The organism is Nitratireductor sp. XY-223, from assembly GCF_004959855.1.
Taxonomy (GTDB): Bacteria; Pseudomonadota; Alphaproteobacteria; order Rhizobiales; family Rhizobiaceae; genus Hoeflea_A.
Window position 1 is genome coordinate 198,220 of record NZ_SPNT01000003.1, and the last position, 18,647, is coordinate 216,866.

Genomic DNA, 18,647 nt, shown 5'->3' on the forward strand with positions numbered 1-18,647 from the left:
GCCAATGGAAGCGCGATGGATTGGAGATCACAATGCGGGAACGCCTGGTTTGCATGATTTCGGCATGCCTGGTCGCGGTCTTCGCCTTTTCTGGGGTCGCGGCAAGCGCCGATGCCGAACTGAACCGGAAGCTGCAGGATGCTTTTGCGGCCGGCGAGCTGGAAGGACTGCACGGCGTCCTCATCATTCACGAGGGCGAGGTCATAGCGGAAACCTATTTCGAAGGGCCTGACCAGCGCTGGGGCGCTCCGCTTCCGAATGTCAAACACAGCGAAATTTCGCTGCACGATCTGCGTTCCGTCACCAAATCCGTGGTGGGGCTCCTCTACGGTATCGCGCTAGGGGAGGGGATCGTGCCGCCGGTCGACGCGCCGCTGATCGCACAGTTTCCGCAATATGGGGACCTAGCCGGCGAACCGCTGCGTGACCGGATCACGGTCGGCCATGCCCTTTCGATGAAAATGGGCACCGAGTGGAACGAGGATCTTCCCTATACGGACAGGCGCAACAGCGAGATCGCCATGGAATACGCCGCCGACCGCTACCGGTTTATCCTCGACCGGCCGATGGTGGCCGAGCCGGGCCAGGAGTGGCGGTATAGCGGCGGGGCGACGGCGATCGTCGCGAAGCTGATTTCCGACGGCGCGGGAATGCCGATCGATGTCTATGCGCGTGAAAAGCTGTTCGGTCCGCTTGAAATCAAAAGCTACGAATGGATCAAGGGATCGGACGGCGTTCCCTCGGCGGCGTCCGGGCTGCGCCTGACACTGCCGGATCTCGGCAAGATCGGCCGGCTCATTCTCGATGGCGGCGTCTACAACGGTCAGCAGGTGGTGCCCGAAGCCTGGCTGCGGGAGTCTTTCCGGCCGCGCGCCGAACTGCACCAGCTGCGCTACGGCTACTTCTGGTGGCTGGCCTCACGCGGCGATCCGCCGAGCTGGGTGGCCGGTTTCGGCAACGGCGGACAGCGGCTGACCGTGCAACCGGAATTCGACCTGGTCGTTGCGATCTTTGCCGGCAACTACAACGATCCCGATGCCTGGCGGCTGCCGGTCAAGGTCATTGAAGAGTTCATGGTTCCAGCCGTGCGCGCCCGTATCGGGAACAACTAGCCCGCAATATTCGGTGCGCCAGCCTTCATTCCGGGTGCCGGAAGTCCTTCCAGCGATCGTCCGGAACATCGTAAAGCATCCCGGTCTTCTCGAGCGCCGGGTCGGCGAGCTTAACGATCTTGGCGGCAACCTCCGACGGGTGCGGCACGGTCATCGGGTCCTCGCCGGGCATGGCAAGCGCCCGCATCGCCGTGCGGGTCCGTCCCGGATTGACGCAGTTGACCCTGAGCGGGGTATTGACGGTTTCGGCGGCCCAGCACCGGGCAAGCGCCTCGAGCGCCGCCTTGCTGGCGGCATAGGCGCCCCAGAAGGGTCGGCAGTTATGCGCTGCACCGGATGACAGGACAATGGCTCTGCCGGCATCGGAATTGTGCAGCAGCGGCTCGACCGACCGGATCACGCGCCAGGTCGATGTCACGTTCTTGGTCATAACCCTTTCGAATGCCTTGGCCTCGAAATGGCCGATCGGCGAAAGCGGACCGAGAATACCCGAATTGGCGACCAGGATATCGAGCTTCTGCCAGCGCTCGTTGATCGCCGCCCCCAGCTTGTCGATCGCCTTCATGTCCATCAGGTCCTGGGGCACCAGCGTCGCCGTTCCACCTTCCTCGCGGATGGCATCGTCCAGTTCCTCGAGCCCGCCCACGGTACGCGCGACGGCGATGACGTGCGCGCCGGCCCGCGCCAGTTCAAGCGCCGTGAAATAGCCGATGCCGCGCGATGCGCCGGTCACCAGCGCGACGCGGCCGTTAAGGTCTAGCATATTGATTATCCGTGTTTGGCGAGCAGTGAGAGGGTACGGGTTGTCTCGGTGCCGTCGCGGTCCGTCAGCGCAGTCGGGTAGTCGCCGGTGAAACAGGCGTCGCAGAACTGCGGGCAGGCACTGTCGCGTCCGGGCTCGTTGACCGCCCTGTAAAGACCGTCGATCGACAGGAAGGCGAGCGAATCCACTTTGATGTAGTCCTTCATGTCCTCGATCGACATGCGCGAGGCGAGGAGCTTCGACTTTTCGGGCGTGTCAACGCCGTAGAAACACGAAGCAGCAGTCGGCGGCGAGGCAATGCGCATGTGCACCTCTGCGGCGCCGGCATCGCGCACCATCTGCACGATTTTCTGGGAGGTGGTGCCGCGCACGATGGAATCGTCGACCAGCACGACCCGCTTGCCCTCGATGGCCTTCTGGTTGGCGTTGTGCTTGAGCTTGACGCCCATGTGGCGGATCGAAGCCGTCGGCTGGATGAACGTCCGCCCGACATAGTGGTTGCGGATGATGCCGAGATCGAAGGGCAGGCCCGCCTGCTGTGCGAAGCCGATGGCCGCGGGCGTTCCGGAATCGGGCACCGGCACGACCATGTCCGCGTCGACCGGGCTTTCCTTGGCCAGCTGCTCGCCGATCATCTTGCGGGTCTCGTAGACGTTCCGCCCCTCGAGGTTGGAATCCGGGCGGGCGAAGTAGACGTATTCGAAAATGCAGAAGCGCGGTTTCAGTTCGCCCCACGGGAAATAGCTGCGCAGCCCGTCATTGGTGATGACCAGGACTTCGCCCGGCTTTATGTCGCGCACGTAGTGGGCGCCGATAATATCGAGAGCGCAGGTCTCGGAGGCCAGGATATAGGCGCCGTCCAAGTCGCCGAGGATGAGCGGGCGGATACCGAGCGGGTCGCGCGCGCCGACCATCTTCTTGCCGGAAAGGCCGACCAGCGAAAAGGCGCCCTCGAGCTGTGTGATGGCATCGATGAACTTGTCGATGAACAGTTCCCGCTCGCTCATGGCGATCAGGTGAAGCAGGGTCTCCGTGTCGGATGTCGACGAGAAGATGGCGCCGCGTTTCTGGAGCTCCCGCTGCTTGGTCAGCGCATTGGTGATATTGCCGTTGTGTGAGATAGCGAAACCGCCGCCGGCGAACTCGGCGAAGAACGGCTGGACATTGCGCAGGCCCTCTCCACCGGTGGTCGAATAGCGGGTGTGGCCGATCGCCCGGCTGCCCGGCAGGCGCGCCAGCACGGAGGGTTTGGTGAACGTGTCGCCGATCAGGCCGACATGCCGCTCGACGGAGAACTGGCTGCCGTCATAGGAGACGATGCCGGCGGCTTCCTGTCCGCGATGCTGAAGCGCATGCAGGCCGAGCGTGACGACCGCCGCTGCGTCGGCCTTGCCGAATATCCCGAAGACGCCGCATTCGTCGCGAAAGGCGTCGGCTTCGCCGTCAAGATCGGTGCTGGTGAGTTCTGTCACGGAGACGGGCCTCCTGATCGCTGCCTGCGTTTTCGCCGCCCAGACCTTTCAGCCGGTCCAATATGGTCGCATCCGCGTCCTCCGGCAGAATATTGACGAGCTGCTCGCCGATCGAGTCCAGCAACGGCTTCGACTTGGCGTCCGCCACCCAGGTCGGCTGCTGCGGGCCAGCGACCAGCCAGTTGAAGAACAACATCGCCACGGCCACGAGCAGTATACCGCGCGCCGCGCCGAATACGAAACCAAGCGTGCGGTCGAGCGCGCCGATGCGGCTGTCGATCACGAAGTCGGCGATCCGCATTGTCAGCACGGAAACAACAACCAGCGCCACCAGGAATATGATGCCGGCCGACACGACCATCGCGATCGTCTCGCGCTCCGTATATTCGAGGATATAGGGCACGAGCAGCGGATAGAAGTAGTAGGCGGCAGCCGCGGCGGCGATCCACGAGGCCACCGAAAGTACTTCGCGCGAAAAGCCGCGGACCATGGCCAGGATCGCCGAAAACAGGGTGACGCCGATGAGTATTCCATCAAGTATGGTGATTGGCATTGTGACTGAACCTCGGGGATGCCGGTCGGGACGGGCCGGCCTACCATGTTTCTATTCGTCTTCGCCTTGCGTTAGCGGTGTTTTGGATCCGGCTATTTTCACAACAAGATCGGCCAGGGCGTCGACCGTGTTCCAATTCCCACTTGCGTTCTTCGGCATGTCCGCTGACCCCTTCGGCAATACGGCTTGCCCGAAACCCAATTTCTCAGCTTCCTTCAGGCGCTGCGCGGTGTGCGCGACGGGCCGCACGGCGCCAGACAGGCTGATCTCGCCGAAATAGACGCAATCCGCGGGAAGAGCAAGACCGGCGAGCGATGAAACCAGTGCAGAAGCCACGGCAAGGTCCGCAGCCGGCTCTGAAATCCTGTAACCGCCTGCAACATTGAGATAGACGTCGTGTTGGCCGAGCCGCACGCCGCAATGGGCCTCCAGAACGGCAAGGATCATCGAAAGGCGCGCCGAATCCCAGCCGACGACCGCGCGCCGCGGCGTGCCGAGCGGCGAGGGCGCCACCAGCGCCTGGACCTCGACCAGAACCGGCCGTGTGCCTTCGATGCCGGCAAAGACCGACGCGCCCGGTGCCTTGTCATTGCGCTCGCCGAGAAAAAGCTCCGACGGGTTTGCCACTTCGCGCAGCCCGCCGTCGGACATTTCGAACACGCCGATCTCGTCGGTCGGGCCGAAACGGTTCTTGACCGTGCGCAGGATGCGGTAGTGATGGCCGCGATCGCCCTCGAAATAGAGAACGGCGTCGACCATATGCTCGACGACCCGCGGACCGGCGATCTGGCCCTCCTTGGTGACATGCCCGACGAGCACCACGGCGGCGCCGGTCTTCTTGGCAAAGCGGATCATCGCCTGTGCGCCGGTGCGTACCTGTGTGACCGTTCCCGGCGCCGATTCGGCAATGTCGCTCCACAGCGTCTGTATGGAGTCGATAATGACCAGATCCGGCCGTTTCTCGTGGGCAAGGGTCGCCAGGATATCCTCGACATTGGTCTCGGCCGCCAGCTTGACGTCGGTGTCGGCCGCGCCCAGGCGCTGTGCGCGCAACCGGATCTGCGCAATCGCCTCCTCGCCCGACACATAGATGACATTGTGCCCCTGCCGGGCGAGCGCCGCCGCGGCCTGCATCAGGAGCGTCGATTTGCCGATCCCCGGATCGCCGCCGACGAGCAGGGCCGAACCGCGCACGAAGCCGCCGCCGGTCACCCGGTCAAGTTCGGCAATGTCGGTGCGTATGCGCGGGGCGTCCTCGATGTCGCCGGCGAGCGATGTGAGCGCCACGGGCTTGCCCTTGCTCCGTGAACGCGCTGGCCCGCTGGCAACACCGCCGGCCGCGTTTTCCTCGACGATGGTGTTCCACGCGCCGCATCCGTCGCATTTGCCCGCCCACCGCGAATGGACGGTGCCGCAGTTCTGACAGACGAATTGGGTTTTGGCGCGTGCCATCTTCTCTCCCGTCAGCCGTCGGTCCGGGCGGGCAGATAGTGCCTGCGATAGCGCCGGCCGAGCAGCGTCAGAAGCTCGTAGCCGATGGTCCCGGCAGTGGCCGCGACATCATCAAGCGCAACGTTCGGACCGAACAGTTCGATGAAGTCGCCCGATTTGAGCGAACCATCGGCAAGGTCGGTGATGTCGAAGGCCGTCATGTCCATCGTCACGCGCCCGAGTATCGGCAGTTTCTGCCCGTGGGCGAAACCGTGCCCGCCCTCCGGGTGGTGCCCGCGCAGCGTCACGCCGGTCCCCGACAGCGATCGCATGTAGCCGTCGGCGTAGCCGATCGAGCAAACGGCGATGCGGCTGTCGCGCCTGAGCGTCATGGTTCCGCCATAGCTCACCGTTTCGCCGTGCTTCGCCTCGCGCACCGTGATGATCCGGGCCTCGGCGGTGACTACCGGTTGCGTCACCGGCCTGACGTGATCGCCGACGGCGCCTCCGAACAGCGCGATGCCGGGACGCGCCAGGTCGAAGAGGTAGTCGCCGCCGAGCATGACCCCGGCCGAGTTGCACAGGCTGGCTTCGATGCCGTCGAAGGCTGCGACCACGTTCTGAAACGCTTCAAGCTGTTGACCGTTGAGCGGATGCTCGGGTTCGTCCGCACAGGCAAGGTGGCTCATGATCAGCACGGGCGAGAAACCCTGCGGCCGCGTCACGTCGTCGGCCAGAGCCATGGCCTCACCGGTCGACAGGCCGAGGCGGTTCATGCCCGTGTCGACCTGCAGGGCACAGGGATGCTCGCCATTGGCGATACAGGCCTGTGTCCACAGGGCCACGTGTTCCATCGATGCCAGGACCGGCACCAGTTCGGCGACCCGGCAGGTCTCCTCGATGCCCGGCAGGATGCAGTTCATGACGTAGATGCGGGCGTCGGGCGCGTGCTGGCGCACGAACGCACCCTCGCGCGCGGTGGCGACGAAGAAATCCCTGCAGCCGGCGCCATAGAGCGACGTCGCCACCGGCTCGGCGCCGAGACCATAGCCGTCCGCCTTGATGACGGCGGCGCAGCGGGCCGGCGAGGAGAGGGCGCGCATCTTGCGCCAATTGTCCACAAGTGCCTGCAGATCGATGGTCAGGCGCGCGCCGAAGCCTTCGTCTATGTCGAATTCTGTGCTGTCGTGCGGTTCGTTCAATGAGCCGGTCTGTTCCGTTGACGCAATCACTCATGGCTGTATTGCAGGTAGGAGTTATCCGCAAGGTCGGAGAAGCGGGTATATTCCGCCTGGAAGCCGAGTGTCACGGTGCCGGTCGGGCCGTGGCGCTGTTTCGCGATGATGACATCCGCCATGCCGCGGACCTTGGTCATCTTCTCCTCCCAGCGCAGATACTCCTCCGTCTTGATGTCGCTGGCGACCTCCTCCGGGGAGCGGCGCGGCTCCGTGTTCTTTACGTAATATTCCTCGCGATAGACGAACAGCACCACGTCGGCATCCTGCTCGATGGAGCCCGATTCGCGCAGGTCCGAGAGCTGCGGCCTCTTGTCGTCGCGGTTTTCAACCTGGCGCGAGAGCTGCGACAGGGCGATGATCGGCACATTCAGTTCCTTGCCAAGCGCCTTCAGTCCGGTGGTGATCTCGGTGATCTCCTGGACCCGGTTGTCGCCGGCCTTCTTGGATCCGGTCATCAGTTGGACATAGTCGACGACGAGCAGGTCGAGCCCGCGCTGGCGCTTGAGGCGCCGCGCCCTGGCGGCGAGCTGGGCGATGGAGATGCCGCCGGTCTGGTCGATATAGAACGGGATCTTCTGCATTTCCTGGCTGCAGCCGACCAGCAGCTCGAAATCCGCCTCGGTGATTTCGCCGCGGCGGATCTTGGACGACGAAATCTCCGTCTGCTCGGAGATGATGCGTGTGGCCAGCTGTTCGGAGGACATTTCAAGTGAGTAGAAGCCGACGACGCCGCCATTGACCGCCTTGGCGGTACCGTCCGCCTGAACTTCCGGCTGGTAGGACTTGGCGATGTTGTAGGCGATGTTGGTGGCAAGCGATGTCTTGCCCATGCCAGGACGGCCGGCCAGGATGACAAGGTCCGAGGGCTGCAGGCCGCCCATGCGCGCGTCGAGCGACGTGATGCCGGTCGAGATGCCGGACAGTCCGCCGTCGCGCTGATAGGCGGCGCCCGCCATATCGATGGCCAGTGCTACAGCATCGTTGAAGGATTGGAAGCCGCCGTCATAACGGCCGGTCTCGGCCAGTTCGAACAGCCTTCGTTCGGCATCCTCGATCTGGTTTTGCGGCGGCATGTCGAGCGGCGCGTCATAGGCGATGTTGACCATGTCCTCGCCGATGGTGATCAGCGAGCGGCGCAGCGCCAGGTCGTAAATCGCGCGGCCGTAGTCCTCCGCGTTGATGATGGTGACGGCCTCGGCGGCGAGGCGGGCCAGATACTGGGCGACCGTCATGTCGCCGACCTTCTCGTCCGCCGGCAGGAAGGTCTTGATGGTCACCGGGTTGGCGGTCTTGCCCATGCGGATGATGTCGCCCGCGACCTCGAATATCTTGCGGTGAAGCGGCTCGTGCAGATGGCCCGGCTTCAGGAAGTCCGATACGCGGTAATAGGCATCGTTGTTGACGAGGACGGCGCCGAGCAGGGCCTGTTCGGCTTCTATGTTTCCGGGTGCTTCGCGATATAGTCCGCTGCCTTCCTTGCCGATTGCCTCGCCTATCGGTCTCGCCGGATCGCTCATCTCGTTCTTCTTCGTTTCTTACGGATCTCTGTTGTGCCGGGCAGATATAACGCCTGCTGCATAGCGTCGTGCGTAAATCGCGCGGCCATGCTCGATCTCCACAACACACAATGTGGAAAAATGAATCTTAACTGATTCTGTTTGACTTCCGAACGGGAATCGAAATGCGGCTCGCCGGATTTACTTGGCCTTGGCCTCGCGTTTCTTGCGCGCCGATTCGCTGGCCTTTTTCGCCCGGTGCGGCGCCCGGTCGCTCCTGCCGATATAGTCGCGGGTCAGCGGCACGGCGTCCGGCCGGTGGGCGAGCTGGATCTGGAAGACCACCAGGTCCTGCCAGCGGAAGGCGACCTCGCTCGATGCTAGATAGAAATCCCACATGCGGCAGAACCGCTCGTCGTAGAGTTCGGCGGCCTTGTCCCAGTTTTCCAGGAAGCGGGCCCGCCAGGCCTTTAGTGTCTCGGCATAGTGGAGCCGCAGCACCTCGATATCGGTAATGACGAGGCCGGAGCGTTCGATGGCGACGACCATTTCCGACAGCGACGGGATGTAGCCGCCCGGGAAGATGTGCTTCTTGATGAACGGATTGGTCGGCGTCGGCGGTTCCGACTGGCCGATCGTGTGCAGGAGCATGACGCCGTCGTCATTGAGCATCCGCGCGCACTTGTTGAAATAGGTGCCGAAATGCTTGCGCCCGACATGTTCGAACATACCCACCGACACGATGCGGTCGAAGGTCTCGTCAAGCTTGCGGTAGTCGAGCAGCTTGAACTCGACCTGACCGGCGAAGCCGTCCTCGCGCGCCCGCTGCTTGGAGACGGCGTGCTGTTCGTCGGAGAGCGTGACGCCGGTGACCTTGGCATTGAACTGGCGCGCCAGGTGCAGGCCCATGCCGCCCCATCCCGAGCCGATATCGAGAACCTTCAGATCCTCGCGATCCATGATCAGCTTTGAGGCGATGTGACGCTTCTTGGCCATCTGCGCCTGCTCCAGGTCCATCGATGGATCCTCGAAATAGGCGCACGAATACTGCCGGTCGGGATCTAGGAACAGGTCATAGAGCGCGCCTGACAGATCGTAGTGGTGCTGTACATTGGAGCGCGAGCGGCCCAGCGTGTTCCATTCAAGCAGCTGCGCCGGAACGCGCCGCAACTGCTCGATCAGCTTGACCCACCGGGCCGGCACGGTCCTGTGCTGGCGCACGTTCTTGAAGACAATCTCGAGCAACTGGTAGATGTCGCCGACCGGCAGTTCGATCTCGCCGTCCATGTAACACTCGCCGAGTTTCAGGTTCGGATCGAGCGCCACGGCCCACTCAGCCCGGCTGCTGTTGAACCGCAGCGTGACCGGCGTTCCGGTTCCGTCGCCAAGCCGCAGATCGGTTCCGTCGGCGAATGTGATTGTCAGATCGCCGGTCTTGACCAGCCGGCGGACAAGATAGGAAAGAAAACGGTTCACGATCAAAAACCTCAACAACCAAAGGACTTAGGGAGTTTCCATCGCTGATAAAAAGTGTATCAGCCTTTACGGAATAGTCCAGTACGTTGTTTTTGCTGAGGAAAACGTGAACCAAATCCCCCAGAATTGTTGGGGTGCGTGGCCATTTACCGCTTGGCCTTCCGGGCGCGCCGCGCAAAAAAAGCCCGGCGCGGGGCCGGGCTTTCCGTGTTCGTTGACCGGTCAGGCTTTGGTCTCGTCCTCTGCCTTGCTCTCTTCTTCGGCGACGGTCTCTTCCTCCGCGGCCACCTCTTCCTCGGCGGCCTCGGCTGCTTCCTCGGCGGCTTCGACTTCTTCCTCGGCGGCCTCGACAGCTTCCTCCGCGTCCGCTTCCTCCTCGACCAGTTCCTCGGTCTCGAATTCAACGCCTTCGTCGAACAGGTCTTCGGCCTTCACCTCTTCTTCCTGCTCTTCTTCGGTGCCGTAGATCGCGTCGGCCGAGGTCAGATCCTCGCCCTTCGCCTGGCGCTCGGCCTCATCGACCGAGCGGGCGACGTTGAGCTGTATCGTCACTTCGACTTCGGCGTGAAGCGAAATGATGACCTCATGCAGGCCGATGGCCTTGATCGGCGTGCGCAATTCGACCTGGCTGCGCCCTACGGTGAAGCCTTCTTCCTCCAGAATGGAGACGACGTCACGGGCGGCAACCGAGCCGTAGAGCTGCCCGGTCTCGCCGGCCGCGCGAACAACGATGAAGGACTTGCCTTCCAGCTTGTCCGCCACCTGCTGCGCTTCGCCGCGGCGTTCGAGGTTGCGGGCCTCGAGCTGGGAGCGCTCCTTTTCGAAGCGGGCCTTGTTGGCGTCGTTGGCGCGCAGTGCCTTGCCCTTGGGCAGAAGGTAGTTGCGGGCAAAGCCGTCGCGGACTTTGACGACGTCGCCCATCTGTCCGAGCTTGGCGACGCGTTCAAGAAGTATGACATCCATTGTGGTTTCCTTTCGTAAAATCAGTCCGGTTTGTTGTTGGAATTCGAGGGATCGTTCGGATCGTTCGGTGGCGGGCCGGTGGCGGACAGCGGCGACGTGCGCGCTGTTTCGAACAGGCCCGCGAACAAAAACACGATCAGCGGCAGCGGGAAGAGAAAGAACGTTGCCACATAGGCGAACCAGAGGGCGACGAACCGCCAGGCGCGCCCCAGTGTGCGGTGGTGAAGCATGGCGATGCCGGCCAGCATGAAGCCGCCCGCGAAGGCGCCGGAGACAACTGAACCGATGAGGCCCGCCGCGCCGCCGACGAAGCTCAGCGCCAGCCCGGCGCCGAAGACCAGCAATCCGAGCCGCGACATGCGCAGTGCCGCCGGAATGAAATCCGCCGGGCGCCTGGACCGCCCGGAAACGCGCACGATGCCGCACGCCAGATACCAAGCGGTGAACAGGATGATCACCCACATGGCTGACTGCAGCGCCGGCAGGACCCGGGTCATGAAGGCGACCATCTCCGTAGTCACCTCGGCGTCCACCTGGGCTTCGGGGTTCTGTTCGGCGAGAATGGCAAAGACGTTCTCGACCACGGGCCGGATGATCTCTTCGCCGTAGCCGACGGCGTAGCCCAGGATGATCAGCGACAGCGACACCAGCCCGCAGATATGCAGCATGATGTCCGAGAGCGGGTACCAGGCCAGCTTGCCCTGTGGGCCGCCGATTTCCTCGGCGGGCCGCGCCAGATTGCTCAGATGCGCGATCCAGGCGGCGGGCAGGAGCGTGGTCACGGCGACCATCAGCGCGCCGAGCGGCGATATCGCCGCCGCGATGACGATCGATCCCGTCAGCACCGCAACGGCGCCGGCGAAATTCGACCAGCCGAGACCGGCGATCAGGACGGGCAGGGTGGCGCAGGCCGACAGCAGTACGGACAGCGGCGACAGATCGCCCGAACCCAATATGAGAAGGGCCGAGGCGACACCGCCCGCCAGTCCTACCAACAATGATTGCGTCTTGCTGTTCATCGGTTTCGCTGTCCTGCTTGCTCAAGCAGTTAGGGGTGATGCGGACGTCGTGTCTTCCGCCTGACACCCCAACTCGGGATTTTCATGTTCCGCACCGTGCCCATCACGGCGCGACGCGGCCGGGTTCTTCCCGACCGCCCAGTTTTGTCAGCGCCTACTTCACGAGGTAGGGCAGCAGGCCGAGGAAACGGGCCCGCTTGATGGCGCGCGCCAGCTCGCGCTGCTTCTTCTGGCTGACCGCCGTGATGCGCGACGGAACGATCTTGCCGCGCTCGGAGATGTAGCGCTGCAGCAGGCGAACGTCCTTGTAGTCGATCTTCGGTGCGTTGGCGCCGGAGAACGGGCAGGTCTTGCGGCGACGGTGGAACGGGCGCCGGGTCGGAATCTGATTAATATCAACCATGACTGGGCTCCCTATTTACGGTCTTCGCGCGGACGGCGCGGGCGGTCGTCGCGATCGCCGCGGCGCGGACGGTCGTCGCGGTCGCGCTTCTGCATCATCACCGACGGGCCTTCCTCGTGCTCGTCGACGCGGATCGTCATGTAGCGCAGCACATCCTCGTTGATGCGCATCTGACGTTCCATTTCCTGCACCGCATCGGCGGGCGCATCGATATCCATCAGTGTATAATGCGCCTTGCGGTTCTTGTTCATCCGGTAGGCCAGGGACTTCAGTCCCCAGTTCTCAACCCGCCCGACCGATCCGCCATTGGATTCGAGAATACCCTTGAACTGCTCGACAAGGGCCTCGACCTGCTGGCTGGAAACGTCCTGCCGGGCAAGGAATACATGTTCGTAAAGAGCCATGGTAGCTTGCCTTTCTTGGTCAAAACATGTTCTGACACCACGGCTTCCGGCGGCTAAGCCTCAACAACCCTCTTTGCGCCGCGATGCGGCGTTCAAGAAAGGCGTTGGATACGAGACGGTCGAGAGCGGAGACACGGGAGGCCGGAAATCTACATTTCCTGTCGCCGGATGGCGGCCCTCCGTTCAGCCCCCAGCCAGATGACCGGGCGTTTCGAACAGCGCGCTTATACGCCATTTTCAGGCCGATGCAAGATATTTCGCGCACCCGTCGCATGGATCACGTTTGCCGGATCCGGCCGCCGTCGTTTCCAGGGGAAAAAATAGCTGGTTTGAACGGGCCATGAAGCCCGCGACACGGCGGACAGGACGGTCGCGCTACTGCTTGCGGTAGAGCAGCCAGTCCTTGAACGCCTTGCCGTTGCCCGGCGGTATCTCGGAAAAGCGCGTGACCCGGTTGCGCCCGCTGTTCTTCGAGGCGTAGAGCGCCTGGTCCGTCTTGCGAAAGAGATCGGTCGCATCGTCCGCCTCGGAACCCATGCATACGCCGAGCGATACGGTCACGGGTCCGTAGTCCACGCCGGACTTGTTGTTGATGAACTTCTTTTCCTCGACCGCGACCCGAACCTGCTCGGCGACGTCGCACGCCGCCTTCTCCGTCGTATCCGCGTGCGCGATGGCGAATTCCTCGCCGCCGATCCGCGCCACGAAGGCGTCGTCGCCGCTGGTCCGGCTCAATATGCCGGCAACGTAGGACAGGATCTTGTCGCCGACGATGTGGCCATAGGTGTCGTTGATGCGTTTGAAGTGATCGATGTCGGCGAAAATGAGGCTTGAATACATGGCGGCTTTCTTGTCGCCGTGGACCTCTGCGATGTGGGAATCGAAAGCGCGCCGATTGGCCAGTTTCGTCAGCGGATCGGTATTGGCCAGTTTCTTGTAGCGTTCCAGTTCGCTGTTGATCTTCTTGATCTCCGCCGACTTTTCGTTCATCGACACCACGACCTTCTTGCCGTGGTCGATCGTCGAATGCGTCGCTTCGGACAGGAGCTTTACGATCTGGTCGAGGAGCGCGTCGCTCCCGCCGTTGGGCTTGCCGATCTTCACCGAGGTATCGCCCAGAACCTTGCCGTATTGCTGCAGGGATGTCTGTTCATCGCGAAGCAGGGTCAGTATGTCCTTTACCTGCGATGCGATGCGGTCCTGCGCTTCCTCGAACACGCCCTGTCCGTGATGGTGGGCGAAATAGCGCCGCCCGAGCTTGTCCAGATCCTCCTGGGATGCGCCGCTGCCCAGACGGGACAGTTCCTTTGTCAGATCCTGGTTGGTGCCGGTCACCGCCTCGTAAAAGAGTTCGTAGTTTCGCGGCAGGCCTGCGACGCCTTGCTCGCTCATCATCATGACGATCTTCTTGGCGACATCTGTCATAGGCGAAGTAATTCCGGTGCGGAGGCTGGATGGCGGTAATGTTTCTGATCAACTAAGCCCATTATGAGAGTTTGGGTAAATTTTTCGCAAAGATTGATTAGTACTTGCAGAATGTAAATTAAGCCCGTTCTGGCCGCTGCGGAGCGACGACCCGGGTCGACCATCACGATTCTGTTGATAAGGCTGCGCGAGCCGATTGCGGGGATTCTGGATAAGTATTAAAAAGTAGAAAGAGATCTATACATTAAAATTTGAATGAAATTTTCAATACTAACCGGCATACCTAAAAATTAACGTTAACTTAACGAACGAATTGATCGCTCGTTAAATATTCATTAGCTAATTTGCGGGGCAGAAACGAATAGCCTCACTGCGATCGGATTCAAAACTCCCGATAGTAAGGTGCTGTGAGATTTAACACTGGTGATGTGGTGGTGACCAGTATTCACCGAGGAGAGCAACGAATGAACGCAACGACAACAACCAGCAACGTGATTCGGGCAGCGCGCTCGGTGGATCGCGCCGACAAGGCTGGACACGCGGGCAACCCCGCGGAGAAGGCGGTCGTAAGCAGCTTGAACGACGTCGTCGAGCGTATGATGACCACGAACCGCACGATGCCGACCAGCAAGTCCGATCACGCCGTCAATCTCTACGACGCGGCAATTCGCGATGCGGTTTCCGATATCGAGAGAATGGAAGCGGAGCGCGAAGCCGCCCAGCAGGTGCTTGAAGAAAGCTTTGCGGAGCGCGAGAGCAAGGTGCGCAACGATATCCTGTTTCACGAACAGGGGCTCGAAGCGGCGCGCGAGGAGCTCAAGCAGCTCGGCGCCGAGCACAAGCTGCAGGGCGAAGAACTCGTCGCCCGCTACGACAGTCAGATCAGCGCCGCGATGCGCATGAAGGAGGCCAACAAGGCCGCACGCGACATCCTGCTGGGAGACATGTAGCAACGCCATCCGGCCGGCCGGCAACACGGCCGGCAATCAAATCTGATATCTTCATGAGAGCGGGCGCAATATTGGCGCCCGTTTTTGCGTTTCCATCCGAATTCAGCAGTCCATGGCCGCGGGACCGGCGGCATGCATTTGCCCGAAAGCAAATGGTGCGGGCGCTCAATAATGAGCGTCGAAAGCTTGACTTGCAGCCTATTCGATGGTGAGAGGCGGCAAAACAATTTGGGAATTTCGCATGAGCATCGCTTTCACGTTTCCGGGCCAGGGCAGCCAGGCCGTCGGCATGGGCAGGGATCTTGCCGAGGCCTTTCCCGAAGCAAAGGCTGTATTTGACGAAGTCGACGACGCGCTGGGGCAGGACCTTTCCGCGCTGATGTGGGGCGGCCCGGAGGAGGAACTGACCCTGACCGCGAACGCCCAGCCGGCATTGATGGCGGTCTCGCTCGCCGCGTTGCGGGCGCTCGAAGCAGGCGGCTTTTCGCTGCCGGACAAGGTTGCCTACGTTGCCGGACACTCGCTCGGCGAATATTCGGCGCTGGCGGCGGCCGGCGCACTGTCGGTCGGCGACACGGCCCGGCTGCTGCGCACCCGCGGCAACGCGATGCAGGAAGCAGTTCCGGTCGGCGAGGGCGCCATGGCGGCGATCATCGGCCTGGACGAGGCGGATGTCGAAACGGTGTGCGGCGAATGCGCCGGAGACGGCGTGTGCCAGATCGCCAACGACAATGGCGGCGGCCAGCTCGTCATCTCGGGCACGCGCGCCAATGTCGAGCGGGCTGCGGCCCTGGCCGGCGAGAAAGGCGCGCGCAGGGCGCTGCTGCTGCCGGTTTCCGCGCCGTTCCACTCTGCGCTCATGCAGCCGGCTGCCGACATCATGGAGCGGGCATTGGGAGCGGTGGATCTTCAGCCTCCGGCGGTTCCCTTGGTAGCCAATGTCCTGGCCGGGCCCGTGAGCACTCCCGCCGAGATCAAGGATCTTCTGGTGCGGCAAGTGACCGGCCGGGTGCGCTGGAGCGAGACCGTGTCCTGGTTCGCCGCGAACGGTGTGACGGAAATCTGCGAGATCGGTGCCGGCAAGGTACTGACCGGGCTTGCCCGCCGCATCGACCGGTCGCTCACCGCCAAGGCCATCAATACGCCACAGGATGTTGAGAGTTACCTGCAGGGCTGATTTCCCATCCGTTATCGAATTCGACAATAGGAATTATCATGTTTGAACTGACTGGCCGCAAGGCACTGATAACCGGGGCATCCGGGGGTATCGGCGAGGCGATCGCCCGCATTCTGCACGCCAATGGCGCCGTTGTCGGGCTTCACGGAACCCGGGTGGAAAAACTGGAGGCCCTGGCCGGCGAGCTCGGCGGCAATGCGCATGTGTTTCCGGCAAATCTCTCCGATAGCGCGGAGGTCAAGGCGCTGGCCGAAAAGGCGGAATCGGACCTGGAGGGTGTCGATATTCTGGTCAACAACGCCGGCATTACCAAGGACGGCCTGTTCGTGCGGATGTCCGACGAGGACTGGAACACGGTCATCAATGTCAATCTGACCGCGGTGTTCCAGCTCACCCGTCAGCTCACGCATCCGATGATGCGCCGCCGTCACGGCCGCATCGTCAACATCACCTCCGTCGTCGGCGTGACCGGCAATCCCGGCCAGGCGAACTACTGCGCCGCCAAGGCCGGCATGATCGGCTTTTCCAAATCGCTGGCCCAGGAAATCGCCACGCGCAACGTGACCGTCAACTGCGTCGCGCCCGGCTTCATTGAATCGGCCATGACGGACAAGCTGAACGACAAGCAGAAGGACGCCATCATGAACGCCATTCCCATGCGCCGCATGGGAACCGGCGCAGAGGTTGCCTCGGCGGTTTCCTTCCTGGCGTCCGAGGAGGCTGCGTACATCACCGGCCAGACCATTCATGTGAATGGCGGAATGGCGATGATCTAGGTCGAAAGGCGGCGAATTTGGTGTTTATCGGCAACTTTGGCCGACTAAGACACTTTACCGGAAAATTCGGGCTTTGCGGTTGACATAAACCGTGATAAGGCCCGCAACCAATGCCGATGACAGCCTTGCGTCGTCGAGGCAGGCCCGTCGAACCGGGTAATCCACAGGTCCGTTTTTTGACGGAGCAGGTGCGCCGAATTATAAGGCGCTTGAACTTGATTGAGTGACTGCATGCCGCTATCCAAGGCATTGCAAAAGGATAAGGGTCGAGGATAACGACATGAGCGATATCGCAGAACGCGTTAAGAATATTGTTGTCGAGCATCTTGGCGTCGACGCCGAGAAAGTAACGGAAGGCGCCAGCTTCATTGACGATCTGGGTGCCGACTCTCTCGACACTGTGGAACTTGTCATGGCGTTCGAGGAAGAATTCGGTGTTGAAATCCCCGACGATGCAGCCGACACGATCCTGACCGTTGGCGATGCGGTCAAATATATTGAAAAGTCACAAAACTAAGTTCAATCTGCGGGGCGGCATGAGTCCCGCATTGCCGTATTGGCATGTGGACTTTCGATCATAATACGACGTGTGCCAGCCCGGGAATTTTCCGGGCTGAATAATTGTGGCGGCACCGTTTCCCCGATGTTCGGACAAGTCGGGGATACGCAATGCGAAAAATCGCCGAGTGAAGGCACTAGGATGGGAACACCATGAGGCGTGTAGTTATCACGGGAACCGGCATGGTTTCTCCCCTTGGTAACAGTACCGAGGTGACGTGGAAGAGGCTGCTTGAAGGCGCCAATGCGGCCGACAGGATTCGCGAATTCGAAACGGAAGACCTGGCGGCCAAGATTGCCTGCCGCATACCCGTCGGCGACGGCAGCGACGGAACCTTCAATGCCGACATCCACATGGAACCGAAAGAGCAGCGCAAGGTCGATCCGTTCATAACCTATGCCATGGCCGCGGCCGACCAGGCGCTCGAAGATGCGGATTGGAAGCCCGAAAGCGATGAAGACCAGATTTCCACCGGCGTGCTGATCGGCTCGGGCATCGGCGGACTGCAAGGCATTATCGACGCCGGCGACACGCTGCGCGAACGCGGCCCGCGCCGCGTCTCGCCCTTCTTCATTCCGGGGCGGCTCATCAATCTCGCGGCGGGACAGGTCTCGATCCGCCACAAGCTTCGCGGTCCGAACCATTCCGTTGTGACCGCCTGCTCGACGGGTGCCCACGCCATCGGCGACGCCAGCCGCCTGATCGCACTCGGCGACGCCGAGGTCATGGTCGCCGGCGGTACGGAATCGCCGATTTGCCGTATCGCGATGGCCGGCTTCGCCGCCTGCAAGGCGCTTTCCACCAGCTATAATGACGATCCGAAAAGCGCCTCGCGCCCCTATGACGAGGCAAGGGACGGGTTCGTCATGGGCGAGGGCGCCGGTGTCGTGATTCTCGAGGAACTCGAGCATGCAAAGGCGCGTGGCGCGAAGATCTACGCCGAGGTGATCGGCTACGGCCTGTCCGGAGACGCGTATCACATCACCGCGCCGTCGGAAGACGGGGAAGGGGCCTACCGCTGCATGCAGTCGGCCATGAAGCGCGCGGGAATCACGGCGCACGACATCGACTACATCAACGCCCACGGAACCTCGACCATGGCGGACACGATCGAACTCGCCGCCGTCGAGCGTCTCGTCGGCGATGCGGCGCCGGATATTTCGATGTCTTCGACCAAATCCGCCATCGGCCACCTGCTCGGCGCCGCCGGCGCGGTCGAAGCGATTTTCTCGACGCTTGCGATCAGGGACAACATCGCGCCGCCGACACTCAATCTGGACAATCCGTCTGTCGACACGGCCATCGATCTCGTTCCCAAGGCCGCCCGCGAGCGTGAGATCAATGTCGCGCTATCGAATTCGTTCGGCTTTGGCGGCACGAATGCCTCGCTGGTGCTGCGGCGGTTTGAGGGTTAAAAATGTTTCGTATAT

The 18,647-nt window shown here is 62.1% G+C and carries 17 protein-coding genes and 1 pseudogene; 6 read left to right on the top strand and 12 right to left on the bottom strand.

The genetic code is table 11. From position 1 onward, the window contains the following. Nucleotides 1-32: 32 nt before the first annotated feature. Nucleotides 33-1,112, top strand: coding sequence for a serine hydrolase (locus E4M07_RS12520; RefSeq protein WP_206057237.1), 1,080 nt, complete (start codon nucleotides 33-35; stop codon nucleotides 1,110-1,112). A 25-nt stretch (nucleotides 1,113-1,137) separates the two neighbouring features. Here E4M07_RS12520 and E4M07_RS12525 read toward each other — a convergent pair whose 3' ends face one another. The 12 genes and pseudogenes from E4M07_RS12525 to E4M07_RS12580 form a co-directional block, all read right to left on the bottom strand. Beyond that, complete coding sequence (locus tag E4M07_RS12525) at nucleotides 1,138-1,875, bottom strand: SDR family NAD(P)-dependent oxidoreductase (RefSeq protein WP_136658691.1); 738 nt, start codon at nucleotides 1,873-1,875, stop codon at nucleotides 1,138-1,140. Nucleotides 1,876-1,880: 5 nt separating this feature from the next. Beyond that, nucleotides 1,881-3,347 carry an amidophosphoribosyltransferase gene (gene purF, locus E4M07_RS12530; protein ID WP_136658692.1) on the bottom strand — a complete coding sequence of 489 codons (1,467 nt, stop codon included), beginning with the start codon at nucleotides 3,345-3,347 and terminating at the stop codon, nucleotides 1,881-1,883. Continuing rightward, a complete protein-coding gene (locus tag E4M07_RS12535; protein ID WP_136658693.1) occupies nucleotides 3,319-3,900 on the bottom strand; it encodes a CvpA family protein in 582 nt (193 codons plus the stop codon). Before E4M07_RS12535 ends, purF begins: the two co-directional genes overlap by 29 nt. 51 nt (nucleotides 3,901-3,951) lie before the next feature. Beyond that, the gene (gene radA, locus E4M07_RS12540; RefSeq protein WP_136658694.1) at nucleotides 3,952-5,352 is read right to left on the bottom strand and encodes a DNA repair protein RadA; all 1,401 of its coding nucleotides are present in this window, start codon (nucleotides 5,350-5,352) and stop codon (nucleotides 3,952-3,954) included. An 11-nt stretch (nucleotides 5,353-5,363) separates the two neighbouring features. Continuing rightward, nucleotides 5,364-6,533 carry an alanine racemase gene (gene alr / locus E4M07_RS12545; protein WP_246660440.1) on the bottom strand — a complete coding sequence of 390 codons (1,170 nt, stop codon included), beginning with the start codon at nucleotides 6,531-6,533 and terminating at the stop codon, nucleotides 5,364-5,366. Between the two features lie 26 nt (nucleotides 6,534-6,559). After that, a complete protein-coding gene (locus E4M07_RS12550; protein WP_136658695.1) occupies nucleotides 6,560-8,086 on the bottom strand; it encodes a replicative DNA helicase in 1,527 nt (508 codons plus the stop codon). 180 nt (nucleotides 8,087-8,266) lie between these two features. Then, the gene (locus tag E4M07_RS12555) at nucleotides 8,267-9,541 is read right to left on the bottom strand and encodes a cyclopropane-fatty-acyl-phospholipid synthase family protein (RefSeq protein WP_246660441.1); all 1,275 of its coding nucleotides are present in this window, start codon (nucleotides 9,539-9,541) and stop codon (nucleotides 8,267-8,269) included. Nucleotides 9,542-9,952: 411 nt separating this feature from the next. Next, a pseudogene (gene rplI / locus E4M07_RS12560) lies at nucleotides 9,953-10,504 on the bottom strand (50S ribosomal protein L9); the annotation flags it as partial. A gap of 20 nt (nucleotides 10,505-10,524) precedes the next feature. Then, complete coding sequence (locus tag E4M07_RS12565) at nucleotides 10,525-11,523, bottom strand: DUF2232 domain-containing protein (protein WP_136658697.1); 999 nt, start codon at nucleotides 11,521-11,523, stop codon at nucleotides 10,525-10,527. A gap of 154 nt (nucleotides 11,524-11,677) precedes the next feature. Continuing rightward, nucleotides 11,678-11,926, bottom strand: coding sequence for a 30S ribosomal protein S18 (rpsR, locus tag E4M07_RS12570; protein WP_136658698.1), 249 nt, complete (start codon nucleotides 11,924-11,926; stop codon nucleotides 11,678-11,680). Nucleotides 11,927-11,937: 11 nt separating this feature from the next. Next, nucleotides 11,938-12,330 (bottom strand): 30S ribosomal protein S6, encoded by a 393-nt coding sequence (rpsF, locus tag E4M07_RS12575; RefSeq protein WP_136658699.1) that lies wholly within the window; start codon nucleotides 12,328-12,330, stop codon nucleotides 11,938-11,940. A gap of 375 nt (nucleotides 12,331-12,705) precedes the next feature. Beyond that, nucleotides 12,706-13,755 (bottom strand): GGDEF domain-containing protein, encoded by a 1,050-nt coding sequence (locus E4M07_RS12580; protein WP_136658700.1) that lies wholly within the window; start codon nucleotides 13,753-13,755, stop codon nucleotides 12,706-12,708. Nucleotides 13,756-14,219: 464 nt separating this feature from the next. Here E4M07_RS12580 and E4M07_RS12585 point away from each other — a divergent pair, with 464 nt between their 5' ends. The 5 genes from E4M07_RS12585 to fabF all read left to right on the top strand — a co-directional run bounded on the left by E4M07_RS12585 (nucleotide 14,220) and on the right by fabF (nucleotide 18,632). After that, the gene (locus tag E4M07_RS12585) at nucleotides 14,220-14,705 is read left to right on the top strand and encodes a hypothetical protein (protein WP_136658701.1); all 486 of its coding nucleotides are present in this window, start codon (nucleotides 14,220-14,222) and stop codon (nucleotides 14,703-14,705) included. A gap of 241 nt (nucleotides 14,706-14,946) precedes the next feature. Continuing rightward, the gene (gene fabD, locus E4M07_RS12590) at nucleotides 14,947-15,882 is read left to right on the top strand and encodes an ACP S-malonyltransferase (RefSeq protein ID WP_136658702.1); all 936 of its coding nucleotides are present in this window, start codon (nucleotides 14,947-14,949) and stop codon (nucleotides 15,880-15,882) included. Between the two features lie 38 nt (nucleotides 15,883-15,920). Next, nucleotides 15,921-16,658: a 3-oxoacyl-[acyl-carrier-protein] reductase gene (gene fabG / locus E4M07_RS12595; protein ID WP_136658703.1), complete on the top strand. Its 738-nt coding sequence runs from the start codon at nucleotides 15,921-15,923 to the stop codon at nucleotides 16,656-16,658. A gap of 280 nt (nucleotides 16,659-16,938) precedes the next feature. Beyond that, complete coding sequence (locus E4M07_RS12600; protein WP_136658704.1) at nucleotides 16,939-17,175, top strand: acyl carrier protein; 237 nt, start codon at nucleotides 16,939-16,941, stop codon at nucleotides 17,173-17,175. 194 nt (nucleotides 17,176-17,369) lie between these two features. Further along, nucleotides 17,370-18,632 (top strand): beta-ketoacyl-ACP synthase II, encoded by a 1,263-nt coding sequence (gene fabF, locus E4M07_RS12605; RefSeq protein ID WP_136658705.1) that lies wholly within the window; start codon nucleotides 17,370-17,372, stop codon nucleotides 18,630-18,632. Nucleotides 18,633-18,647 lie beyond the last annotated feature (15 nt).

Coding starts and splice junctions, on each gene's coding strand:
- E4M07_RS12520 (WP_206057237.1), top strand. CDS start 33: ATGCGGGAACGCCTGGTTTGCATGATTTCGGCATGCCTGGTCGCGGTC.
- E4M07_RS12525 (WP_136658691.1), bottom strand. CDS start 1,875: ATGCTAGACCTTAACGGCCGCGTCGCGCTGGTGACCGGCGCATCGCGC.
- E4M07_RS12535 (WP_136658693.1), bottom strand. CDS start 3,900: ATGCCAATCACCATACTTGATGGAATACTCATCGGCGTCACCCTGTTT.
- radA (WP_136658694.1), bottom strand. CDS start 5,352: ATGGCACGCGCCAAAACCCAATTCGTCTGTCAGAACTGCGGCACCGTC.
- E4M07_RS12550 (WP_136658695.1), bottom strand. CDS start 8,086: ATGAGCGATCCGGCGAGACCGATAGGCGAGGCAATCGGCAAGGAAGGC.
- E4M07_RS12565 (WP_136658697.1), bottom strand. CDS start 11,523: ATGAACAGCAAGACGCAATCATTGTTGGTAGGACTGGCGGGCGGTGTC.
- rpsR (WP_136658698.1), bottom strand. CDS start 11,926: ATGGTTGATATTAATCAGATTCCGACCCGGCGCCCGTTCCACCGTCGC.
- rpsF (WP_136658699.1), bottom strand. CDS start 12,330: ATGGCTCTTTACGAACATGTATTCCTTGCCCGGCAGGACGTTTCCAGC.
- E4M07_RS12580 (WP_136658700.1), bottom strand. CDS start 13,755: ATGACAGATGTCGCCAAGAAGATCGTCATGATGATGAGCGAGCAAGGC.
- E4M07_RS12585 (WP_136658701.1), top strand. CDS start 14,220: ATGAACGCAACGACAACAACCAGCAACGTGATTCGGGCAGCGCGCTCG.
- fabD (WP_136658702.1), top strand. CDS start 14,947: ATGAGCATCGCTTTCACGTTTCCGGGCCAGGGCAGCCAGGCCGTCGGC.
- fabG (WP_136658703.1), top strand. CDS start 15,921: ATGTTTGAACTGACTGGCCGCAAGGCACTGATAACCGGGGCATCCGGG.
- E4M07_RS12600 (WP_136658704.1), top strand. CDS start 16,939: ATGAGCGATATCGCAGAACGCGTTAAGAATATTGTTGTCGAGCATCTT.
- fabF (WP_136658705.1), top strand. CDS start 17,370: ATGAGGCGTGTAGTTATCACGGGAACCGGCATGGTTTCTCCCCTTGGT.